This is a genomic window from Streptomyces sp. NPDC002884, assembly GCF_040295245.1.
Taxonomy (GTDB): Bacteria; Actinomycetota; Actinomycetes; order Streptomycetales; family Streptomycetaceae; genus Streptomyces.
Genome location: NZ_JBEOVB010000008.1, coordinates 176523 through 197433, shown reverse-complemented (window position 1 = coordinate 197433; position 20911 = coordinate 176523). Strand labels below are relative to the sequence as shown.

Genomic DNA, 20911 nt, shown 5'->3' with positions numbered 1-20911 from the left:
GCGGCCTCAGTCTCCGTCGGGCATCACGACGTTGAGGGCCCAGGAGACGACGGAAATGATCAGGCCGCCCAGGACCGCGGTCCAGAAGCCCTCCACGTGGAAGCTCAGGTCGACCTTGTCGGCCAGCCACGAGGTCAGCAGCAGCATCAGGGCGTTGACCACCAGGGTGATCAGGCCGAGCGTGAGGATGAACAGGGGAAAGGTCAGCACCTTCACGATCGGCTTGACCAGGAAGTTCACCAGGCCGAAAAGCAGTGCGACGACTATGAGGGTGCCGACCTTCTTGCCCGTGCTGTCACCGGTCAGAGTGATCTTGTCGAGCAGCCAGACGGCGACCGCCAGGGCGCCTGCGTTGGCGATCGTCTTGACTACGAAATTCTTCATGTGTCTGATCGTGGCAGAGAGATCGCGAACGAGCACCGGACGAGGGCGGACTAGGTCGATGAAGGCATTCCGGTTGGATGAACTGGAGGCGGAGCGAGCCGCCAACGACGGCGCCTACCTACAGTTTCTGCGTGAACGGAACATGTCGGTCGGGCTGTACGCGCTCGATGCCGGCTCGCACGATCCGCAGAATCCACACCATCAGGACGAGGTGTACTTCGTCGTGAGCGGGCGCGCCTCGATCACCGTCGGTCTGGAGACCACGCAGGTGGCGCGAGGCAGCGTGGTGTACGTCCCGGCCGGGGTCGCCCACAAGTTCCATCACATCAGTGAGGACCTGCGGGTCCTGGTCGTGTTCTCGCCGGCCGAGGGCTGAGTCCGCCCGTCCGGCGCCTGTCCGGAGCCCTGTCCTGTGCGTGTCCGTCTGCCGGTTGACCAGCGGCCTCGGGGTTCCCTAGGGGTTCGGTCAGGGGAGGACAAGGGGTGCGAGGCCCCCGCCGGCACCCTCTTCGGACCTAGCATCGGCGGCAGGACATCGAAACGCTCCGGCCCGACAGGGGTGCCGGACATCGACCGAAGAGGATGAGGACAAGGGCGATGCGAGAGATCTTCGCGGGAATGCCGTGGTGGGTGAAGTGGGTCGCGGTGCCGGTCATCGCCCTGGTCGTGTTCGGTGGTCTGATAGCCAGCGTCGTCGGGTTCGTGATCGGCCTGCTCTTCAAGCTGCTGGTCTTCGTGGCGCTGGTCGGCGGACTGATCTACGTCGTAAGGAAGTTCACTTCGAGTTCCTCGTCGCGCAGCGACTGGTGACGGTGAGGGAGGCCGGCGAGCGGTAACAGGAATCGCCTGTTCCCTCGGCCGGGGGAAGTTTCCCTGACAGCCCGTCTGTACGCGGTGGCAGACGGTTAAAGTCCGGAACTCGTCGCGGGTACGAACCCCCGCGAGTGGCGCACACCCCCTCCCGTGTCCCCGCACGGACCTCCCCCTCGCGCTTCGGAAGTGACCCTTGGTCATGGTTGACACCGCATCGGCAGAACTGCTCGCACCCCCCGCGGGGCCGCGTTCCGCCGCACCCCCCCTGCAACGCCCACCGAACACGACCACCCCCGAGCACCCGCACCCCGCCGCCACCCTGATCGGCTCCGTCCAGCGCGCCATGCGGCTGCTGGAATCCGTCGCGGAGCACGAGTGCGGGGCGCCGGCCAAACAACTCGCCCGCGAGACCGGACTCGCGCTGCCCACGGCCTACCACCTGCTGCGCACCCTCGTGCACGAGGGCTATCTGCGACGGGACAAGGGGCTGTTCTTCCTCGGCGAGGCGGCTGAGCGGCTCGGCAGGAGCGGGGCGGCGCAGAAACGTCGCAGCACGGTGGCCGACACCCTCGCCCAGTGGCGCGATTCGATCGGTGTTCCCGTGTACTACGCCAGGTACCGCGACGGCGAGATCGAGATCATGTGCGTTTCCGACACCCCGGGCAACCCGGCGGTCGAGGAGTGGGCGGACTTCGGTGAGACCGGCCACGCGCACGCCATCGGCCAGTGCCTGCTCTCCCAGTTGGACGAGGACGCCCGCCGCGACCACCTGGACCGCTACCCCGCGCAGTCGATCACCCCGTACACCGTGCGTGACAACCACGCTCTGCTGCGGCGCCTGGAGCGGATGCGGCGGATGGAGCCGGTCGTCGAACGACAGGAGTACGCGCTGGGCACGGTGTGCGCCGCCATTCCGATCACCGTGGGCACCACGGCGGCCACGATGGCGATCTCCCTGCCCGCCCATCACGCCGACCGGTTGCTGCCGGCGGCGCGGCAACTCCAGAGCGAGGTCGGACGGCTGCTGGGGTCGCTGGCGATCTCTATCAGTATCTGAAAACTCACTCCTTGTGATCTGTTGTGTACTTTCAGCAAGATGCGTGCAGTGTCAGAAGGTCCATTCCCGGCCAGTCGGCGGCAAATGACGGGGTAAGGCGATGCGCGAGTCCGTACAGGCAGTACAGGCAGAGGTCATGATGAGCTTCCTCGTCTCCGAGGAGCTCTCGTTCCGCATTCCGGTGGAGCTGGGTTACGAGTCGTGCGATCCCTATGCCGTGCGACTCACCTTCCATCTGCCCGGTGATGCCCCGGTGACCTGGGCCTTCGGGCGCGAGCTGCTCATCGACGGAGTGGGCAGGCCGTGCGGCGAAGGGGACGTCCGTGTCTCGCCGGTGGATCCCGATGTGCTGGGAGAGGTCCTGATCCGGCTTCAGGTCGGCGGTGATCAGGCGCTGTTCCGGTCCTCGGCGGCACCGCTCGTGGCGTTCCTCGATCGCACCGACAAGCTGGTTCCGTTGGGCCAGGAGGGTGCTCTCGCCGATTTCGACGCGCATTTGGACGAGGCGCTGGACCGGATCCTGGCGGAGGAGCAGAGCGCCGGCTGACGTGCGGGCGAAGCGAGTGGTGGCGGAACGCTTCGCCACGGGCGGAGCGAGTGGTGGTGCGGAACGCTTCGCCACGGCCGCTGTTGTGCAGGAACGCTTCTTCAGCTGGTGGCGCAGATGTTGAACGATCCGCAGGGAAGAGGGAGGCGCGCGCCCGAGTCGGCCGGTGTAGTCGGCACTCGGGCGCCTTCCCGCCTCAGCGCTTGCGCCGCCTGCCCCGGCCGCCCCGGGCCTGGGCGCTGCCCGCGGCCGTCGCCACCGCCGGAGCCGCAGGAGTCGCCTCCGGAGCCGTCACGGGCGCCTTTCCAGGGCCTGGCCGGTCGGCGGAGACCACCAGGGCCGCCAGGACCGTCGTGACGGGCACGGAGGCGACCAGGCCGATCGAGCCCACCAGCGTGCGCACGATCTCCTCGGCGACCAGTTCGCTGTTGGCGACGGAGCCCACGCTGCTCTGCGCGATCGAGAAGAGCAGCAGCAGCGGCAGCGCGGCACCGGCGTAGGCGAGAACGAGCGTGTTGACCACGGAGGCGATGTGGTCGCGGCCGATGCGGATGCCGGCCCGGTACAGGCCGCGCCAGCCCATCGCGGGGTTGGCCTCGTGCAGTTCCCAGACCGCGGAGGTCTGGGTGACCGTCACGTCGTCGAGGACGCCGAGCGAGCCGATGATGATGCCGGCCAGCAGCAGACCGCTCATGTCGATCGACGGGTACAGACCGTGGATCAGACCGGTGTTGTCATCCGTGTTGCCGGTCAGCGCGGCCCAGTCGATGAACACCGAGCCCAGGATGCCGATCAGCAGCAGGGAGATGAGCGTGCCGAGTACCGCGACGGATGTGCGGGCCGAGAGCCCGTGACAGAGATACAGCGCGATCAGCATGATGGCGCTCGATCCCACCACGGCCACGAGCAGCGGGTTCGATCCCTGGAGGATCGCGGGCAGGACGAAGAAGTTCAGCACCATGAAACTGATGGCCAGCGCTACCAGCGCCATGACGCCCCGCAGCCGCCCGACGACCACGACGGCGACCGCGAAGATGATGGCCAGGACTGCCATGGGGATGCGGCGGTTCACGTCGGCGACCGAGTACTGCAGGTCCTTCGGCGCGGAGGGCTCGTAGGCGACCACGACCTTCTCGCCCTGCTCCAACTGCCGTGACTGGTCCGGCTGGACGATCTCGGTGAACGTACGGCCCTTGTCGTCGCCGGTGTCCACCCGGATCGTGGCCCGCTTGCAGGCACCGCTCGCCTGCTGTTGCGCGGAGGATCCCTCGGCCGTGGAGGTGTCGCCGGTAGGGGTGTCGCCCGAGGCGTTCACCGACGCGCAGCTCACGCTCACGACCTTGGTGACCGTGGCCTGTTGGGTCTGCCGGTCGAAGCCGACCCCGGTGCGCTCGTGCGCGGGGGCTCCGCCGGGCCACAGCACCACGAGCCCTACCAGCACCGCGGCCCCGAACGGGATGATGATGGCCGCGATGACCTTGCGCAGGTGTTTCGAGACGGGGGCGGCCGGGCCGTGACTGTGGCTGTGTGAATGCCCGTGCCCGCCGTCGGAGCCGGAGCCCGAACCGGAGCCGTGCCCGTCGCCCGGGCCATGGCCGTGCCCGCCGCCGTGGCCCTCGCCGGGGCCGTTCCCGGAGCCGCCACCATGATCGCTGTCGTGGCTCTGCCCATGACCGTGTTCGCGGTCAAAGCCGTAGCCGTCACCAGGACCAGGAACATGCTCAGGTCCAGAACCAGGCTCAGGACGAGGACCCGGGCCAGGACGAGGACCGGAACCATGGCCGGGGCCGTACCCCTGACCGGGCGCGGGTGCGGGCCCGTCCCCGTATCCGCGTCTGTTCCCGTACCCCTGGTCGTTCCCGAATTCCTGGTCGTTCTGGGACCCTTGCCCGCTCCCGTATCCCTGCCCGCTCTGGTATGCCCGGCCGGGCTCCGGCCCGGGCCCGGGCCCTTGACCGTTTCCGTAACCCCGGCCGCCAACCGGCCCCGGCCGGGCCCCTGTCCCGGGGCCTGCCCCGGGGCCGGATCCTTGACCGCCGGGAGTGCCGACGCGTCTCAGTCCGCCGAGCCCGCCGGCGTATCCCGGCCCGTGGCCGGGGCTACGCGGCTGATCGTGACCGTCGCTGAAGTCGCGGTCGCCTCTGGGGCCGCCGTCAGGACCGCTGCCGCTGCCAGAACCGCTGCCGGAGCCATTGCCGGGGCCGCTGCCGGTGCCCGGTCGGCGGGGCGGCTCGGGCGGCGGATACGGGGGCTGGTGTGTCGTGGTCACCGACCGATCATCGCAAGAACGACACGGGCCCTCTGTTCACCGCGCCAGAATTGACGCTAGCGTGGAGACAACCTTTGCACACGCGGGAGCTCGGAGCACCGGGCTGAGAGGGCGCTGACCTCCGTCTTTGCGATGTTTCACGTGGAACGTCTCTCGAATCGAGTGATGTTTCACATGAAACATCGGCAGGCGGTAGCCGCTGCGTCGACCGCCGAACCTGTTACCGGGTAATGCCGGCGTAGGGAGTAGGTCTCATGACCAACAAGGACGCACGCACGCCTGCCTTCACGCAGAACGCGGCCGACGAAAGCACGGTCGACGTGAACGACTCGGAGGCCGGGAAGTCCATCGGCTGGCACAAGGGGTACGTCGGTGGCGCTCGCCCCGATCTCCGGGTGCCGGTTCGTCAGGTGCACCTCACCAACGGGCAGTCGGTCACCCTGTACGACACCTCCGGCCCGTACACCGATCCGCTCGTAGAGACCGATGTCCGCAGGGGCCTGGCGCCGTTGCGTGAGAACTGGATCATCGCCCGGGGCGACACGGAGGAGTACGCGGGCCGTCCGGTCCGGCCCGAGGACGACGGCGTCAAGCACACCTCACCGCGCGGAGGGCTGCGCAACCTCGACGCGGTCTTCCCGGGCCGTCCGCGTCTGCCGCGCCGGGGCCGGGACGGTGCGGCGGTCACCCAGCTCGCGTATGCGCGCCGGGGGGAGATCACACCCGAGATGGAGTTCGTGGCCATCCGGGAGAAGGTTTCCCCCGAGGTGGTGCGCGAGGAGATCGCGGCGGGGCGTGCCGTGCTGCCGGTCAACGTCAACCACCCGGAGATCGAGCCGATGATCATCGGCAAGCGGTTCCTGGTGAAGGTCAACGCCAACATCGGCAACTCGGCGGTGACGTCCTCCATCGAGGAGGAGGTCGAGAAGATGACCTGGGCGACCCGTTGGGGCGCCGACACGGTCATGGACCTGTCGACCGGCCGCAACATCCACACCACCCGCGAGTGGGTGCTGCGCAACTCCCCCGTCCCCATCGGCACGGTGCCGCTGTACCAGGCGTTGGAGAAGGTCGACGGCCGCGCCGAGGAACTGACCTGGGAGATCTACAAGGACACCGTCATCGAGCAGGCCGAGCAGGGCGTGGACTACATGACCGTCCACGCCGGCGTCCGCCTCGCGTACGTCCCGCTCACCGCCAACCGCAAGACCGGCATCGTGTCGCGCGGCGGCTCGATCATGGCGGCCTGGTGCCTCGCGCACCACAAGGAGTCGTTCCTCTACGAGAACTTCGAGGAACTGTGCGAGATCCTCGCCGCCTACGACGTCACGTACTCGCTGGGAGACGGCCTGCGGCCGGGGTCCATCGCGGACGCCAACGACGCGGCGCAGTTCGCGGAGTTGCGGACACTCGGGGAACTCAACCGGATCGCGAAGCGTTTCCATGTTCAGACGATGATCGAAGGCCCGGGCCATGTCCCGATGCACAAGATCAAGGAGAACATCGACCTTCAACAGGAGATCTGTGATGAAGCTCCGTTCTATACGCTCGGCCCGCTGACGACGGACGTCGCGCCGGCGTACGACCACATCACCTCCGGTATCGGTGCCGCGATGATCGCCTGGTGGGGCACGGCGATGCTCTGCTATGTCACGCCCAAGGAGCATCTGGGCCTGCCCAACCGGGACGACGTCAAGACGGGCGTCATCACCTACAAGATCGCCGCCCACGCGGCCGACCTCGCCAAGGGGCACCCCGGCGCGCAGGAATGGGACGACGCGCTGTCCGACGCCCGCTTCGAGTTCCGCTGGGAGGACCAGTTCAACCTCGCCCTCGATCCGGACACCGCGCGTGAGTTCCACGACGAGACACTCCCCGCGGAGCCGGCGAAGACGGCGCACTTCTGCTCGATGTGCGGGCCGAAGTTCTGCTCGATGAAGATCAGCCAGAGCATCAACGAGCGGTTCGGTGGCGCGGCGGCTGAGGGGGCTTCGGCGGAGGAGATCGCCGAGGGCATGTTGGAGAAGTCGAAGGAGTTCGCGGCCAGCGGGAACCGGGTGTACCTGCCGCTGGCCGACTGACGTCCCCGGATCGGCGCTGTCCCTCGGGATTCGACCCCTGGGGACAGCGCCGTGAGTGGTCGTCGGGAGGAAGACGGCACGCTGGCATCCGTAGTGCGGCCGGGGATCGACGCCGGTGTGGATGCGCCTGCCGGCTCGACGACGACCGGCAGGAGGAGACCATCGCGTTCGTTCGGTTGCCTCGGGGCGTCTGCTCGGCAGACTGGGCTTCATGACAGCGCGATCTCTGAGCAAGGGTGCCAATCTGCCGGTCGACGTGCCGGACGTACGGGTCGAACTCAGCTGGGCCGAGGGGGCCGGTGGGCCGGACATCGATGCCTCGGCGCTGCTGTTGGCGGGGGACGGACGGGTCCGTGACGACGGGGACTTCGTCTTCTACAACCAGCCGCTGCACACGTCCGGCGCCGTGCGGCACGTCGGCAAGCGGAGCGAAGCCGGTGTGATGACCGACACCGTCCAGGTGGACCTCCGCTCGCTGGAGGGCGCCATCACGCGTGTGGTGCTGTGCGCGTCGGCCGACGGCGGCACCTTCGGACAGGTGACCGGCCTGACGCTGAGACTGCTCGGCGGGGACGGGCGCTCCGAGGTGGCCCGCTTCGAGATGCAGGCCGACACGGAGACGGCGTTCATCGCCGGTGAGCTGTATCTGCGCGAGGGGCGCTGGAAGTTCCGGGCGGTCGGCCAGGGGTACGCCTCCGGGCTGGCGGGGGTGGCCACGGACTTCGGGATCACGGTCGACGACGAGCCGGAGCAGCCGGTCGCCCCGTCGGCCCGCCCGCCGGTCGCGCCGCCGGTCCGTACGCCGGTCGCGCCGCCGGTCCGTACGCCGGTCGCGCCGCCGGTCCGCCCGCCGGTCGCGCCGCCGAACCGCCCGCCGGTCACCCCGCCCGCGGTCACCCCACGGGCCACCACCCCACCGACAAGCACCCCACCGACAAGCACCCCGCCGGCAAGCACCCCGCCGTCCGGTCCTCGTCTGACCAAGGGGGAGGAACTGCTTCCCGTCGACATGCGCAAGCGGCTGTCGCTGCGCAAGGAGCAGGTGGCCGTCAGCCTGAGCAAGCGGGGGGCGGTGGGGCTCAGTGCGCGGATCGTGCTGGTCCTCGACGCCTCCGGGTCCATGTCGTTCCTGTACTCACGGGGTGTGGTCGCGGACGTCGTGGAGCGGATGGCGGCAGTGGCGGCGCAACTCGACGACGACGGCGAGATACAGGCCTGGACCTTCGCCAGTGATGCCGCGCGCCTTCCCGACCTGCGGTTGGGTGAGCTTCCCGAGTGGCTGCGGCTGCATGTGCGGGTGGGCGAGATCAGTCTGTTCCGGCGCGGCAAGAAGCCCCGCAAGGGGATGGAACCGGGGCAGGTCGACATGCGCTCGGTCGGCATCCAGAACGAGGAACAGAAGGCGATTGCCCAGGTCAGGTCGTATGTCAGGGAGAATCCGGCAGCCGCCCCGACCTTGGTGCTGTTCTTCTCCGACGGTGGGGTCTACCGCGACGCGGCGATCGAGCGGGAACTGCGGGCGGCGGTCGAGGAGCCGATCTTCTGGCAGTTCGTGGGGCTCGGCCGGTCCGACTACGGGGTCCTGGAGCGGTTCGACACGCTGCCCGGACGCCGCGTCGACAACGTGGGGTTCTTCTCCGTGGACGACATCAGCACCGTCCCGGACCAGGAGCTCTACGACCGGCTGCTGTCCGAGTTCCCGAGCTGGACCACCGCGGCCCGCCAGGCAGGCATCCTCTGACCGGATGGCCGGACGTACGACTGCGGGCCGCCCGCCTCCGTGACTCCGTCCGGCACGGGGCAGCAGCGAGCACCGCGGGACAGCACTGATCCGCAGGCCGGCTCTCCACCGGAGCCGCCCGGCGCCCGGCCTACGGCTTGCGCTCCCCTCGGCGGGGTCGGCGGGTGCGCAAGCCGAGTGCCTATTCCGGCTGGTGCTCCGGGCCGCCGAAGTCCGGGCTGGTGTAGTCCGGGCTGCTGAAGCTCGGGCGCGGGCCGGTAGAACGGCCGTCGTCCGGGCTGCTGAAGCCAGGGCGGTCGTAGCCGATCTTCGGGAGGCGGCCGGTGGGAGCCGGGCGGGCCGGCTCGATGTGCAGGGCGGCCGCCGTGCCGGGGCTGGCGAGGGCCTCCTGGAGGAACGGCAGGATGCCGCGTTCCAGCAGGGCTTCTCGCCAGGCTTCCCTGGCCTGGTCGACCTCCTCGCTCAGTTCGCCGTACGGCCCGGCTTCCAGGGAGGGCCGGTTGCGCAGGGCCGTGAGCAGCAGTGCGACGGTGGCGACGAGGATCGCGGCCACGGCCACCGCCCCGAACGTCCAGCCGGCGGCGACCATGGTCCGGGCGAACGCCTGCTCGGGGTCGAGTGCCCTGAGGAGATAGCCGACGAGCAGGAATATCACCGCGGCGGTCCCGGCGAGGACGGGGGTGAGGACGGCGGCCACGGCGCCCGCCCCGGCGGCTTCGGCGGCCTGGGCCGCCTCCCCCATGGTGGTGGCGAGCCCCATCGCGGCCGCGCCCGGCTCCGCGGAGCCGGACTCGGACGTGGACGACGGGGTGGACGGCGCGGGGTGGCGCAGTTCCTCGCGGACCTTCACATAGTGCTGGTACTCGGCCGCCGCGGCCACCGTGATGAGGGCGGAGGCGTTGAGCGCCATGGTGCGCAGTTGTTCGGGGTTGAGCCGCTGTCCGACTGCGGCCAGTTCCGGGTGGTGTGGGGCGGAGCGCAGCGCCTCGTCGAGGATCCGCTCGTACTCCTGGCGGTCCTCGCTGTTCAGGTGCTGCGGAACGCTGTTCATCTGCATCCCCCGATGCTCCGTAGGGCTTGGGGCTCGCATGCCAACGAGCCGTCGGGCAGAAACGGAGGGGAGCCTGCTACGGATAACCCGATGGTAGAGCGGTGACGGCATGGGGTGACAGGGGGTTTGCCGAAATTGGCCTCTGGCCTGCGGTGTCGCCGGCGGATCCACAGTGGGGTACTTCTGCCCCGGGAGTGGACCCGGGAACCGCCCCGGGAACGGTCAGATTTCCAGGGGCAGTTGCTGGACCAGCAGTTTTCCGGCCATCGTCACGCCGCCGTCCATCGCGATGGCCAGCCCGTCCGCGTAGACGTGCGGTCCCTCGACGTGCGGACCGCCGTTGTCCTCGCCGTCCTCGGAGCCGACTTCGCCCAGCAGATAGGGAATCGGGCTGTGGCCGTGAACGATGCGGGTGCCGCCGTACGTATCGAGCAGGGAGCGTACGGCGTCGGCGCCGCCCTCGTCGCGGAAGGAGAAGCGCTTGGTGAACTTGCGGAACAGGTCCCACACCTCGTCCGCGTCGTTGCGCGTGATCGTCTCGCGGACGGTGTCGTTGACCGCTTCGATCGAGTCGCCGTAGTCGAGGTAGGCGGTGGTGTCGGAGTGGACGAGCAGGTGGCCGTCGACCGCCTCGACCGCGTCGAGGCGGGCCATCCACTGCAGGTGGTGGTCCTGGAGACGGTCCATGTCGTACTTCTGGCCGCCGTTGAGCAGCCAGGCCGCCTGGAAGGTGGCGGTGCCCGCGCCGGAGTTGACGGGTGTGTCGCCGAAGCGCTTGGCGCCGAGCAGCAGCAGTTCGTGGTTGCCCATGAGGGCCTTGCAGTACCCGCCGGCCGCGGCGGCCTCGGCGGACAGCCGCATGACGAGGTCGATGACGCCGATGCCGTCCGGGCCGCGGTCGGTGAAGTCACCGAGGAACCACAGCCGGGCGGTGCCCGCGCACCAGTTGGCGGCGGAGTCGACCAGGCCCTTCTCCTGGAGCGCGGCCACCAGTTCGTCGAGGTAGCCATGGACGTCGCCGACGACGAACAGCGGTCCCGGACCGGTCGCGGGCAGCGGGGCCTGGACGGCCTCCGGGTCCACGGCCACCTGGAGGGTGTCGCCGCGCCGGCTGATGACGGGCAGGTCGCGCTGGGTGGGCGTGTAGCCGTCCGGATGCTCCAGCGGCTCCTCGAGCGGCGGTGCGGCATCGCCCGGTTCCGTGCCGGGGTCGTACGGACCGGTCTCATGGACGTACGCGGGCACCCGGAAGTCGCGCAACGTCGCCGTCCGCTCCACCTCGGGTCCCTGACCGGCCCCCTGAGTCATCAGACCCCTCCACCATCGCGCCGCATCTGCACTCTTCGGGCTGCCTGGTCGCAGCGGCCCGCGGTGCCGTGCGTCCATCATAGGAATGCGGATCGTGCCGTGTGATGACCCAGGGGTGGTGAATCGGAGCAAGGCTCCAGTTCATCGCGGCTTTCGCCCCGATTGGGCCGGGCTTCGGCAGCCCGCGCTCACCCGACGCGCACCTTGCCCGCAGCCGCACCCCACCCTCGCGGGCTGCTTCGTCGGACGGACCGGGGGAGGGCATCGGTCGCGCAGGGGTGATTTCGGCGGCCGGCGCGAGGCCGATGAGACGGCTGTGACCGAAGCGACGTCCGATGTCTCCAGCACCGCCGGAAACCGCCCGTACGTGCCTCCCGCCAACTTTCGTTGACGCGATCCGCCCGATCCGTCCCGTACCGCGCTAACCACCCCGTACCGCCCGGCCCCTCCGAGTCGCCCGGCCCCCAGCCCCCGGGTCCGGCGGCCCCGGACCCGCGCTCCCCGGACCGCGTGGCCCCTGAACCCCGTGGCCCCCGAACCCCGGGCCCTCTGGTCCGCCCGCTCCCTTCGGCCCGCCCAGCCCCCTCGGCTCAAGCCGCCGCGAGCGGACCTTCCCGGCCCGTCGCCCCCACCGCCCCTCTCCATCGGCTCCCCGAATCCTCATCGGCTCCCCGGACAAGCCGCCGCTCCCCACGGACCCGCGCCTCGGCGTCGGTCGTGGGGAGCGGCGGCGGGCTACTTCCCCTCCGGCGCCCGGGGTGGGCTGACCGTGGTCCGAGGGGGGCGTCGCTGCGAAGAGGTGCGTACGAACAGCTCGGTCGGTATCACCTGCTCGACCGGGCGGTCCGTTTCCTCGCCCTCGATCGCGTCGATGAGGAGTTGCACCACCGCCGTACCGATGCGGCGTGGCTTCAGCGAGAGGGTCGTGACGGGCGGCTCGGTGTTGGCGTACACCGTGGACTCGCTGCAGCACACGATCAGCAGGTCCTCGGGGACCCGCAGCCCGTAACGGCGGGCGGCGGCGAGCAGATCGGTTCCGTTGGGGTCGAACAGGCCGTACACGGCGTCGGGGCGGTCGGGGCGGGCCAGCAGCCGGTCGGCGGCCACGGCGCCCGCGCACGGGTCGTGCGCGGGGTAGGCCTCGTAGACCGGGTCCTGGCCGACCCGCTCGCACCATCGCAGGTAGGCGCTGGTCGACAGGTGTGTGTAGGTGTCCGTGGTGGTGCCGGTGAGGAGGCCGATACGGCGGGCGCCGGCATCGGCCAGATGGTCGAGGATGTCGAGGACGGCGGCTTCGTGGTCGTTGTCCACCCAGGCGGTGACCGGGAGCGTGCCGGCCGGGCGGCCGTCGGAGACGACCGGTAAGCCCTGCCGGACGAGCTCGCTGACCACCGGATCCTGGTCGGAGGGGTCGATGACGACCGTGCCGTCCAGGGCGACGTTGGACCACACGTCGTGGCGCGAGGTCGCGGGGAGGATGACGAGCGCGTAGCCGCGGGCGAGCGCGGCCGAGGTGGCGGCGCGTGCCATCTCCGCGAAGTAGGCGAACTCGGTGAAGGTGAAAGGTTCATCCCCGTAGGTCGTCACGGTCAGGCCGATGAGGCCCGACTTGCCGGTACGGAGGGTTCGGGCCGCCGCCGAGGGGCGGTAGCCGAGTCGGTCGGCGACCTCGCGGACATGGCGTCGGGTGGCGTCCGGGAGCCTGCCCTTGCCGTTGAGGGCGTCGGAGACGGTCGTGATGGAGACTCCGGCGGCGGCGGCCACGTCCCTGATGCCCGCCCGGCCCGGCCGGCTGCCTCGGCGTGAGGTTTCCGCGCGGCTCACCTGGTGCTTCCCTGCTGCTGTCATGGCGAGCCGATAGTAGGGCTCATTCGGTGGGGTAGGGCGGACGCATATGCACGCGTTGACAGGCACGTTTCTGCAAGGCCAGATGGGGTCAAGTGCCTGGGAAAAAAAGGCAGTTGGCGCACTCAATACCAGGACGTGACGTGTCGGCACGGATGAGCCTGCCAACGCACCGATGTCTCGAAGAGGTCTCAACTCACCTGCACGAGGGATGCGCGCCACGGAGTGCACTACCGGCGCGTAGATATATGTGCAGCGCGCCCCCAGACGCGTACGCCTTCGTGCGGCTTCGTCCTCAGAAGTCGCAGAGGTCCCTCCGTTTCGGGCGCCGGTCCCTGCTCACCTGTACGCACCCGCGCCGAATCCTCATAAGGTGAGCAGTATTGAAGCCGGTGGTGGTCACGAGGAGGACTGCGGTGAGCGAGACGAGCCCCAAGCTGCGCGCCGAGCTGGAGGGGATCCCCACCTACAAGCCGGGCAAGCCGGCCGCGGGCGGCGGCCCCGTGGCCTACAAGCTGTCCTCCAACGAGAACCCCTATCCGCCGCTGCCGGGTGTGATGGAGACGGTGACGGCGGCGGCCGCCTCCTTCAACCGTTACCCGGATCTGGCCTGCACGCTTCTGATCAACGAGCTGTCCGACCGGTTCGGCGTCCCCGCCTCCCACCTGGCCACGGGCACCGGCTCGGTCGGCGTCGCCCAGCAGCTCGTCCAGGCCACCTCGGGCCCCGGCGACGAGGTGATCTACGCCTGGCGGTCCTTCGAGGCCTACCCGATCGTCACGCAGATCAGCGGCGCGAAGGCCGTGCAGGTGCCGCTGACGCCGGGGGACGTGCACGACCTGGACGCGATGGCCGACGCGATCACCGAGCGGACCCGGCTGATCTTCGTCTGCAACCCCAACAACCCCACGGGCACCGTCGTGAAGCGGGCCGAGCTGGAACGGTTCCTCGACCGGGTGCCGCGTGACGTGCTGGTCGTGCTCGACGAGGCGTACCGGGAGTTCATCCGTGACCCCGAGGTGCCGGACGGCGTGGAGCTGTACCGGAAGCGGCCCAATGTCTGTGTCCTGCGGACCTTCTCCAAGGCCTACGGCCTCGCCGGCCTGCGCATCGGCTTCGCCATCGCGCACGAGCCGGTGGCGGAGGCCCTGCGCAAGACGGCGGTGCCGTTCGGTGTGAGCCAGCTCGCGCAGGAGGCCGCGATCGCCTCGCTGCGCGCCGAGGACGCGCTGCTCGGCCGGGTCGGTTCCCTGGTGTGCGAGCGCCTCCGGGTGGTCGAGGGGCTGCGCGCGCAGGGCTGGACCGTGCCCGAGACCCAGGCCAACTTCGTGTGGCTGCGGCTGGGCGAGCAGACGGTTCCCTTCGCGGCCGCGTGCGAGCAGGCGGGCGTCGTGGTGCGGCCGTTCCCGGGCGAGGGCGTGCGGGTGACGATCGGGGAGAACGAGGCGAACGACATCTTCCTGAAGGTGGCGGAAGGGTTCCGCAAGGACCTGTAGCGAGCCGCCTGCGCCGGTTTCGGCTGGTCAGCAGGGGTCACAGGGGGGTTTCCGCGGGTAGGCGGGGACCCCCCTTCGCCTATCGAAAATCGGTGCGGCATACTAGCTTGTGAATGTGAACGCTTTCACAAGCGTGATCCACGAGCGTGAGCTAAGGAGTGACGACGTGGACCTGGCTTTGGCGCCGGAGACACTGGCGCGCTGGCAGTTCGGCATCACCACCGTCTACCACTTCCTCTTCGTCCCCCTGACGATCTCCCTCGCGGCCCTCACCGCCGGGCTGCAGACCGCCTGGGTGCGCACGGAGAACGAGAAGTACCTCAGGGCGACGAAGTTCTGGGGCAAGCTCTTCCTGATCAACATCGCGATGGGTGTCGTCACCGGCATCGTGCAGGAGTTCCAGTTCGGCATGAACTGGTCCGACTACTCGCGCTTCGTCGGAGACGTCTTCGGCGCCCCGCTCGCCTTCGAGGCCCTGATCGCCTTCTTCTTCGAGTCCACCTTCATCGGTCTGTGGATCTTCGGCTGGGACAAGCTGCCGAAGAAGATCCACCTGGCCTGCATCTGGATGGTCTCGATCGGCACGATCCTGTCGGCGTACTTCATCCTCGCGGCCAACTCGTGGATGCAGCACCCCGTCGGCTACCGGATCAACAAGGAGAAGGGGCGGGCGGAGCTCACCGACTTCTGGGCCGTACTGACCCAGAACACCGCGCTCAGCCAGGTCTTCCACACCATGTCCGCGGCCTTCCTCACCGGTGGCGCCTTCATGGTGGGCATCGCCGCCTTCCACCTGTACCGCAAGAAGCACATCCCGGTGATGAAGACATCGCTGCGGCTGGGCCTGGTCACCGTGGTCATCGCAGGTCTGCTCACCGCCGTCAGCGGTGACGTCCTGGGCAAGGTGATGTTCAAGCAGCAGCCGATGAAGATGGCCGCCGCCGAGGCCCTGTGGGACGGGGAGGCACCCGCGCCGTTCTCGGTCTTCGCCTACGGCGACGTCGAGGAGGGGCACAACAAGGTCGCCATAGAGATCCCCGGCCTGCTGTCCTTCCTCGCGAACGACGACTTCAGCTCGTACGTCCCCGGCATCAACGACGTGAACAAGGCCGAGCAGGAGAAGTACGGTCCCGGCGACTACCGGCCCAACATCCCTGTCGCCTACTGGGGCTTCCGCTGGATGATCGGCTTCGGCATGTCGTCCTTCGCGATCGGCCTGGCAGGACTCTGGCTCACCCGCAAGAAGTTCCTGCTGCCGCAGCACCTGAGGGTCGGCGAGGACGAGGTACCGCATGTGGTGCTGTTCAGGAACAAGGCGCTCGGTCCCAAGCTCACCAGGCTCTACTGGCTGACGGCGATCTGGACCCTGGGCTTCCCGCTGATCGCCAACTCGTGGGGCTGGATCTTCACCGAGATGGGCCGCCAGCCCTGGGTCGTCTACGGCGTCCTCCAGACGCGTGACGCGGTCTCCCCCGGGGTCTCCCAGGGCGAGGTCCTCACGTCGATGATCGTCTTCACGGCGCTCTACGCGGTCCTCGCCGTCATCGAGGTCAAGCTGCTGGTGAAGTACGTCAAGGCCGGCCCGCCCGAGCTCACCGAGGCCGACCTCAACCCGCCCACGAAGATCGGCGGCGACTCCCGGGACGCCGACAAGCCGATGGCCTTCTCCTACTAGGCCGAGGGAGCTGCACAGACATGGAACTGCACGACGTCTGGTTCGGCCTGATCGCCGTCCTGTGGACCGGCTACTTCTTCCTGGAGGGCTTCGACTTCGGGGTCGGCATCCTCACCAAGCTGCTCGCCCGCGACCGGCCCGAGCGGCGGGTGCTCATCAACACCATCGGGCCCGTCTGGGACGGCAACGAGGTGTGGCTGCTCACGGCGGGCGGTGCGACCTTCGCCGCCTTCCCCGAGTGGTACGCCACGCTCTTCTCCGGCTTCTACCTGCCCCTGCTGCTCATCCTGGTCTGTCTGATCGTGCGGGGCGTCGCCTTCGAGTACCGGGCGAAGCGGCCCGAGGAGAACTGGCAGCGCAACTGGGAGACCGCGATCTTCTGGACCTCGCTCCTCCCCGCGTTCCTGTGGGGCGTCGCCTTCGGCAACATCGTGGGCGGTGTCAAGATCGACCGCGACTTCGAGTACGTGGGCAATGTCTGGGACCTGCTCAACCCGCACGCGCTGCTCGGCGGTCTGGTGACCCTGACGCTGTTCACCTTCCACGGTGCGGTGTTCACGGCCCTCAAGACCGTTGGCGACATCCGGGAACGGGCACGGAAGCTGGCGCTGAAGGTGGGGCTCGCGACCGCCGTGTTCGCTTCGGTCTTCCTGCTGTGGACGCAGATCGACAGTGGTGACGCCAAGAGCCTGGTCGCCCTGGTCGTGGCGGTCGGCGCCCTGGTCGCGGCGCTCGTGGCCAACCAGGCGGGACGCGAGGGCTGGTCGTTCGCGCTCTCCGGCGTCACCATCGTGGCCGCCGTGGCGATGCTCTTCCTGACGCTCTTTCCGAACGTCATGCCGTCCTCGCTCGACGAGAACTGGAGCCTCACGGTGACCAACGCCTCGTCGAGCCCGTACACCCTGAAGATCATGACCTGGTGCGCGGGGATCGCCACTCCGGTCGTGCTGCTCTATCAGGGCTGGACGTACTGGGTGTTCCGCAAGCGGATCGGTACGCAGCACATCGCCGAGACCGTGCACTGAGTCTGCTGTGGGGTGTGTTTCACGTGAAACACACCCCATGAGGAAAGGGCATGTTTCACGTGGAACATGCCCTTTGAGAAGAGGGTGTTTCACGTGAAACCGATCGACCCGCGCCTCCTCCGGTACGCCCGTGCCACCCGCCTCTTCCTGGTGGCGGTCGTCGGTCTGGGTGCTGTCGGAGCGGCCTTGGTCATCGCCCAGGCGATGCTCATCGCCGAGGCCGTGGTCGGAGCCTTCCAGCACGGCCTGTCCATCGCCGAACTGCGCACTCCCCTGCTGTTGTTGGTGGCTGTCGCGGTCGGCCGGGCGCTGGTGGCCTGGCTCACCGAACTCGCCGCGCACCGCGCGAGCGCCGCCGTGAAGTCGGAGCTGCGGGGGCGACTGCTGGAGCGGGCCACCGCGTTGGGGCCGAACTGGCTCGGCGGCCGGCGCACCGGTTCGCTGGTCGCCCTCGCCACGCGGGGCGTGGACGCCCTCGACGACTACTTCTCGCGCTACCTGCCGCAGCTGGGACTGGCGGTGGTCGTACCGATCGCGGTGCTCGCGCGGATTGTGACCGAGGACTGGGTGTCCGCCGCGATCATCGTCGGCACCCTGCCTCTGATCCCGGTCTTCATGGTGCTGATCGGTTGGGCCACGCAGTCGCGGATGGACCGTCAGTGGCGGTTGCTGTCCCGGCTGTCGGGGCACTTCCTGGACGTGGTCGCCGGGCTGCCCACGCTCAAGGTGTTCGGGCGGGCCAAGGCGCAGGCCGAGTCGATCCGGCGCATCACCGGCGAGTACCGGCAGGCGACCATGCGGACGCTGCGGATCGCCTTCATCTCGTCGTTCGCGCTGGAGTTGCTGTCGACGCTCTCGGTGGCCCTGGTGGCCGTGACGATCGGCATGCGGCTCGTGCACGGTGAGATGGACCTGTACATCGGCCTGGTGATTCTCGTGCTCGCGCCGGAGGCGTATCTCCCGCTGCGGCAGGTCGGGGCGCAGTACCACGCGGCGGCCGAGGGACTGGCTGCCGCCGAAGAGATCTTCGAGGTGCTGGAGACGCCGGCACCGGCGTCGGGCACGGTCGCGGTGGCCGAGGGCGGAGTGGCCTTCGAGGGCGTGACCGTCCGCTACCCCGGGCGCTCCGCCGACGCCGTCACGGACGTGTCGTTCACCGTCGAACCCGGCGAGACGGTCGCGTTGGTCGGGCCGAGCGGCGCGGGTAAGTCGACGCTGCTGAACGCGCTGTTGGGGTTCGTGCGGCCGGCCGAGGGCCGGGTGCTGGCCGGGGGAGTCGACCTCGCGGCGGCCGACCTGGAGCAGTGGCGCGCCCGGGTCGCGTGGGTGCCGCAGCGTCCGCACCTCTACGCCGGGACTGTCGACGAGAACGTACGGCTGGCGCGTCCCGACGCCGACGACGCTGCCGTACGCCGGGCGCTGGCGGACGCGGGGGCCCTGGAGTTCGTCGAGGCCCTGCCCGCGGGGGCCGACACGGTGCTCGGCGAGGACGGGACCGGGCTGTCCGCCGGGCAGCGGCAGCGGCTGGCGCTGGCCAGGGCGTTCCTCGCGGACCGGCCCGTGCTGCTGCTGGACGAGCCGACGGCCGCGCTCGACGGGGAGACCGAGGCCGAGGTGGTGGCGGCGGTGCGGCGCCTCGCGGCCGGGCGGACGGTCCTGCTGGTCGTGCACCGGCCGGCGCTGCTGGCGGTGGCCGACCGTGTGGTGCGGCTGGCCGAGGCCGAGACATGCGCGCAGGTCGGTGCCGTGCCCAAGAGCATTCCCGCCCCGCTCGAGGAGGCGGCTGCCCTGCCCGTCACCGGTGAGCCCCGGACGGGGACCGCCGTGACCGGCCGTGGCGTCCTCGCCCGGGTCCGTGCCATGGCCGGCGCCCGACGCGGCCGGCTGGCCCTCGCGCTGCTGCTCGGCAGCCTCGCCCTCGGCAGCGCCGTGGGCCTCATGGCCACCTCCGGCTGGCTCATCTCGCGGGCCTCGCAGCAGCCGCCGGTGCTGTACCTGATGGTGGCGGTGACGGCCACCCGCACCTTCGGTATCGGGCGGGCGGTGTTCCGGTACGCGGAGCGGCTGGTGTCGCACGACGCCGTGCTGCGGATGCTGGCCGACACCCGGGTCGCCGTCTGGCGCCGGCTGGAGCGGTTGGCGCCCGCGGGGCTGCGCTCGACCCGTCGGGGTGACCTGCTGACGCGGCTGGTCGCCGATGTGGACGCCCTCCAGGACTACTGGCTGCGCTGGCTGCTGCCCGCCGGGTCCGCGGCCGTCGTCTCGGCCGGGTCCGTCGCCTTCACGGCGTGGCTGCTGCCCGAGGCCGGGGCGGTGCTCGCCGCCGGGCTGCTGACGGCCGGGGTCGGCGTGCCCCTGGTCACCGGGGCCGTGGCGCGCCGGGCCGAGCGCCGACTCGCCCCCGCCCGAGGGGTGCTCGCCACCCGCACGGCCGACCTGCTCACCGGCACCGCCGAGCTGACCGTCGCGGGCGCGCTGCCCGTCCGTACCGCGGGGGTGCGCGCGGCCGACTCCGTGCTCACCCGGATCGCCTCACGCGCGGCGACCGCCACCGCCCTCGGCGACGGGCTGACCGCGCTCGTCTCCGGGCTGACCGTCACGGCCGCCGCCCTCGTGGGTGCCCAGGCGGTCGCCGACGGACGGCTGAGCGGCGTGACCATGGCCGTGGTCGTCCTCACCCCGCTGGCCGCCTTCGAAGCCGTCCTGGGGCTGCCCCTGGCCGTGCAGTACCGCCAGCGGGTGCGCAGGAGCGCGGAGCGGGTCTTCGAGGTCCTGGACGCCCCCGAGCCCGTGCGTGAGCCGGAGCGGCCTCGTCAGGCGCCCGCGTCGCCCTTCCCGCTGGTCCTCGGGGGACTGGCCGCCCGGCACGCCGGGCAGGTCCGGGACGCACTCGCCGGAGTCGACCTCACCCTGACGCAGGGCCGCCGGATCGCCGTCGTCGGGCCCTCAGGGTCCGGCAAGACCACGCTCGCGCAGGTGCTGCTGCGGTTCCTGGACGCCGGAGCGGGCTCGTACACGCTCGGCGGGGTGGACGCGCATGCCCTGGACGGCGACGACGTACGCCGGCTGGTCGGGCTGTGCGCGCAGGACGCGCACCTCTTCGACAGCTCGGTCCGCGAGAACCTCCTGCTCGCGAAGAAGGGGGCGGGCGAGGAGGAGCTGCGGGACGCGCTGGCGCGAGCCCGGCTGCTGGAGTGGGCCGACGGTCTGCCCGACGGGCTCGACACGCTCGTGGGCGAGCACGGTGCCCGGCTCTCCGGCGGGCAGCGGCAGCGGCTCGCGCTGGCCCGGGCGTTGCTCGCCGACTTCCCCGTCCTGGTGCTCGACGAGCCGGCCGAGCATCTGGACCTGCCGACCGCCGACGCTCTCACCCGGGACCTGTTGGCCGCCACCGAGGGCCGTACGACCCTGCTCATCACCCACCGGCTGGCCGGTCTCGAGGCGGTCGACGAGGTGGTCGTGCTGGACGGGGGACGGGTGGTGCAGCGGGGTCCCTACGCGGCGCTGACGGCCGTGGAGGGACCGTTGCGGAGGATGGCCGAACGGGAGGAGGCCACGGAGCTGTTGGTGGCGGCGCGATGACCTCCGGACCAGGTCCGACATTCCGCCACAAAAGCGC

15 protein-coding genes are annotated in these 20911 nt (G+C 70.0%); 10 read left to right on the top strand and 5 right to left on the bottom strand.

Annotated features, from left to right (window positions below; genetic code table 11):
• Nucleotides 1-6: 6 nt before the first annotated feature.
• Nucleotides 7-384, bottom strand: coding sequence for a phage holin family protein (locus ABT070_RS19220; RefSeq protein ID WP_351761857.1), 378 nt, complete (start codon nucleotides 382-384; stop codon nucleotides 7-9).
• Between the two features lie 58 nt (nucleotides 385-442).
• Between ABT070_RS19220 and ABT070_RS19215 the strand changes: the two genes are divergently transcribed.
• From ABT070_RS19215 to ABT070_RS19200, 4 genes are all read left to right on the top strand, one after another.
• Nucleotides 443-760 carry a cupin domain-containing protein gene (locus tag ABT070_RS19215; RefSeq protein ID WP_351761855.1) on the top strand — a complete coding sequence of 106 codons (318 nt, stop codon included), beginning with the start codon at nucleotides 443-445 and terminating at the stop codon, nucleotides 758-760.
• Between the two features lie 221 nt (nucleotides 761-981).
• The gene (locus tag ABT070_RS19210) at nucleotides 982-1194 is read left to right on the top strand and encodes a DUF5326 family protein (protein WP_020130691.1); all 213 of its coding nucleotides are present in this window, start codon (nucleotides 982-984) and stop codon (nucleotides 1192-1194) included.
• A 202-nt stretch (nucleotides 1195-1396) separates the two neighbouring features.
• Complete coding sequence (locus ABT070_RS19205) at nucleotides 1397-2254, top strand: IclR family transcriptional regulator (protein ID WP_351761853.1); 858 nt, start codon at nucleotides 1397-1399, stop codon at nucleotides 2252-2254.
• Nucleotides 2255-2354: 100 nt separating this feature from the next.
• The gene (locus ABT070_RS19200; protein ID WP_020130693.1) at nucleotides 2355-2801 is read left to right on the top strand and encodes an SsgA family sporulation/cell division regulator; all 447 of its coding nucleotides are present in this window, start codon (nucleotides 2355-2357) and stop codon (nucleotides 2799-2801) included.
• Between the two features lie 196 nt (nucleotides 2802-2997).
• Here ABT070_RS19200 and ABT070_RS19195 read toward each other — a convergent pair whose 3' ends face one another.
• Nucleotides 2998-4242, bottom strand: coding sequence for a YibE/F family protein (locus ABT070_RS19195; protein WP_351761850.1), 1245 nt, complete (start codon nucleotides 4240-4242; stop codon nucleotides 2998-3000).
• A 1082-nt stretch (nucleotides 4243-5324) separates the two neighbouring features.
• On the opposite strand from ABT070_RS19195, the gene thiC reads away from it, so the two are divergent.
• Nucleotides 5325-7151 carry a phosphomethylpyrimidine synthase ThiC gene (gene thiC, locus ABT070_RS19190; RefSeq protein ID WP_351761848.1) on the top strand — a complete coding sequence of 609 codons (1827 nt, stop codon included), beginning with the start codon at nucleotides 5325-5327 and terminating at the stop codon, nucleotides 7149-7151.
• 211 nt (nucleotides 7152-7362) lie between these two features.
• The gene (locus ABT070_RS19185) at nucleotides 7363-8892 is read left to right on the top strand and encodes a VWA domain-containing protein (RefSeq protein WP_351761846.1); all 1530 of its coding nucleotides are present in this window, start codon (nucleotides 7363-7365) and stop codon (nucleotides 8890-8892) included.
• A 181-nt stretch (nucleotides 8893-9073) separates the two neighbouring features.
• Here ABT070_RS19185 and ABT070_RS19180 read toward each other — a convergent pair whose 3' ends face one another.
• The 3 genes from ABT070_RS19180 to ABT070_RS19170 form a co-directional block, all read right to left on the bottom strand.
• Complete coding sequence (locus tag ABT070_RS19180) at nucleotides 9074-9949, bottom strand: hypothetical protein (protein WP_351761843.1); 876 nt, start codon at nucleotides 9947-9949, stop codon at nucleotides 9074-9076.
• A gap of 216 nt (nucleotides 9950-10165) precedes the next feature.
• On the bottom strand, nucleotides 10166-11251 hold the full coding sequence (locus tag ABT070_RS19175) for a metallophosphoesterase (protein WP_351761841.1): 1086 nt from the start codon (nucleotides 11249-11251) through the stop codon (nucleotides 10166-10168).
• A 735-nt stretch (nucleotides 11252-11986) separates the two neighbouring features.
• The gene (locus ABT070_RS19170) at nucleotides 11987-13099 is read right to left on the bottom strand and encodes a LacI family DNA-binding transcriptional regulator (protein WP_351761839.1); all 1113 of its coding nucleotides are present in this window, start codon (nucleotides 13097-13099) and stop codon (nucleotides 11987-11989) included.
• A 413-nt stretch (nucleotides 13100-13512) separates the two neighbouring features.
• On the opposite strand from ABT070_RS19170, the gene hisC reads away from it, so the two are divergent.
• The 4 genes from hisC (at nucleotide 13513) to cydD (ending at nucleotide 20874) form a co-directional block, all read left to right on the top strand.
• Nucleotides 13513-14592, top strand: a complete 1080-nt coding sequence (gene hisC, locus ABT070_RS19165; RefSeq protein ID WP_351761837.1) for a histidinol-phosphate transaminase — start codon at nucleotides 13513-13515, stop codon at nucleotides 14590-14592.
• A 166-nt stretch (nucleotides 14593-14758) separates the two neighbouring features.
• Nucleotides 14759-16267, top strand: coding sequence for a cytochrome ubiquinol oxidase subunit I (locus ABT070_RS19160; RefSeq protein WP_351761834.1), 1509 nt, complete (start codon nucleotides 14759-14761; stop codon nucleotides 16265-16267).
• Nucleotides 16268-16287: 20 nt separating this feature from the next.
• The gene (gene cydB / locus ABT070_RS19155) at nucleotides 16288-17292 is read left to right on the top strand and encodes a cytochrome d ubiquinol oxidase subunit II (RefSeq protein ID WP_351761831.1); all 1005 of its coding nucleotides are present in this window, start codon (nucleotides 16288-16290) and stop codon (nucleotides 17290-17292) included.
• Between the two features lie 93 nt (nucleotides 17293-17385).
• Complete coding sequence (cydD, locus tag ABT070_RS19150) at nucleotides 17386-20874, top strand: thiol reductant ABC exporter subunit CydD (RefSeq protein WP_351761828.1); 3489 nt, start codon at nucleotides 17386-17388, stop codon at nucleotides 20872-20874.
• Nucleotides 20875-20911 lie beyond the last annotated feature (37 nt).

What these genes read in the sequence shown, in the direction of transcription:
- ABT070_RS19220 (WP_351761857.1), bottom strand. Translation starts at nt 384, where the DNA reads ATGAAGAATTTCGTAGTCAAGACGATCGCCAACGCAGGCGCCCTGGCG.
- ABT070_RS19215 (WP_351761855.1), top strand. Translation starts at nt 443, where the DNA reads ATGAAGGCATTCCGGTTGGATGAACTGGAGGCGGAGCGAGCCGCCAAC.
- ABT070_RS19210 (WP_020130691.1), top strand. Translation starts at nt 982, where the DNA reads ATGCGAGAGATCTTCGCGGGAATGCCGTGGTGGGTGAAGTGGGTCGCG.
- ABT070_RS19205 (WP_351761853.1), top strand. Translation starts at nt 1,397, where the DNA reads ATGGTTGACACCGCATCGGCAGAACTGCTCGCACCCCCCGCGGGGCCG.
- ABT070_RS19200 (WP_020130693.1), top strand. Translation starts at nt 2,355, where the DNA reads ATGCGCGAGTCCGTACAGGCAGTACAGGCAGAGGTCATGATGAGCTTC.
- thiC (WP_351761848.1), top strand. Translation starts at nt 5,325, where the DNA reads ATGACCAACAAGGACGCACGCACGCCTGCCTTCACGCAGAACGCGGCC.
- ABT070_RS19185 (WP_351761846.1), top strand. Translation starts at nt 7,363, where the DNA reads ATGACAGCGCGATCTCTGAGCAAGGGTGCCAATCTGCCGGTCGACGTG.
- ABT070_RS19180 (WP_351761843.1), bottom strand. Translation starts at nt 9,949, where the DNA reads ATGCAGATGAACAGCGTTCCGCAGCACCTGAACAGCGAGGACCGCCAG.
- ABT070_RS19175 (WP_351761841.1), bottom strand. Translation starts at nt 11,251, where the DNA reads ATGACTCAGGGGGCCGGTCAGGGACCCGAGGTGGAGCGGACGGCGACG.
- ABT070_RS19170 (WP_351761839.1), bottom strand. Translation starts at nt 13,099, where the DNA reads ATGACAGCAGCAGGGAAGCACCAGGTGAGCCGCGCGGAAACCTCACGC.
- cydB (WP_351761831.1), top strand. Translation starts at nt 16,288, where the DNA reads ATGGAACTGCACGACGTCTGGTTCGGCCTGATCGCCGTCCTGTGGACC.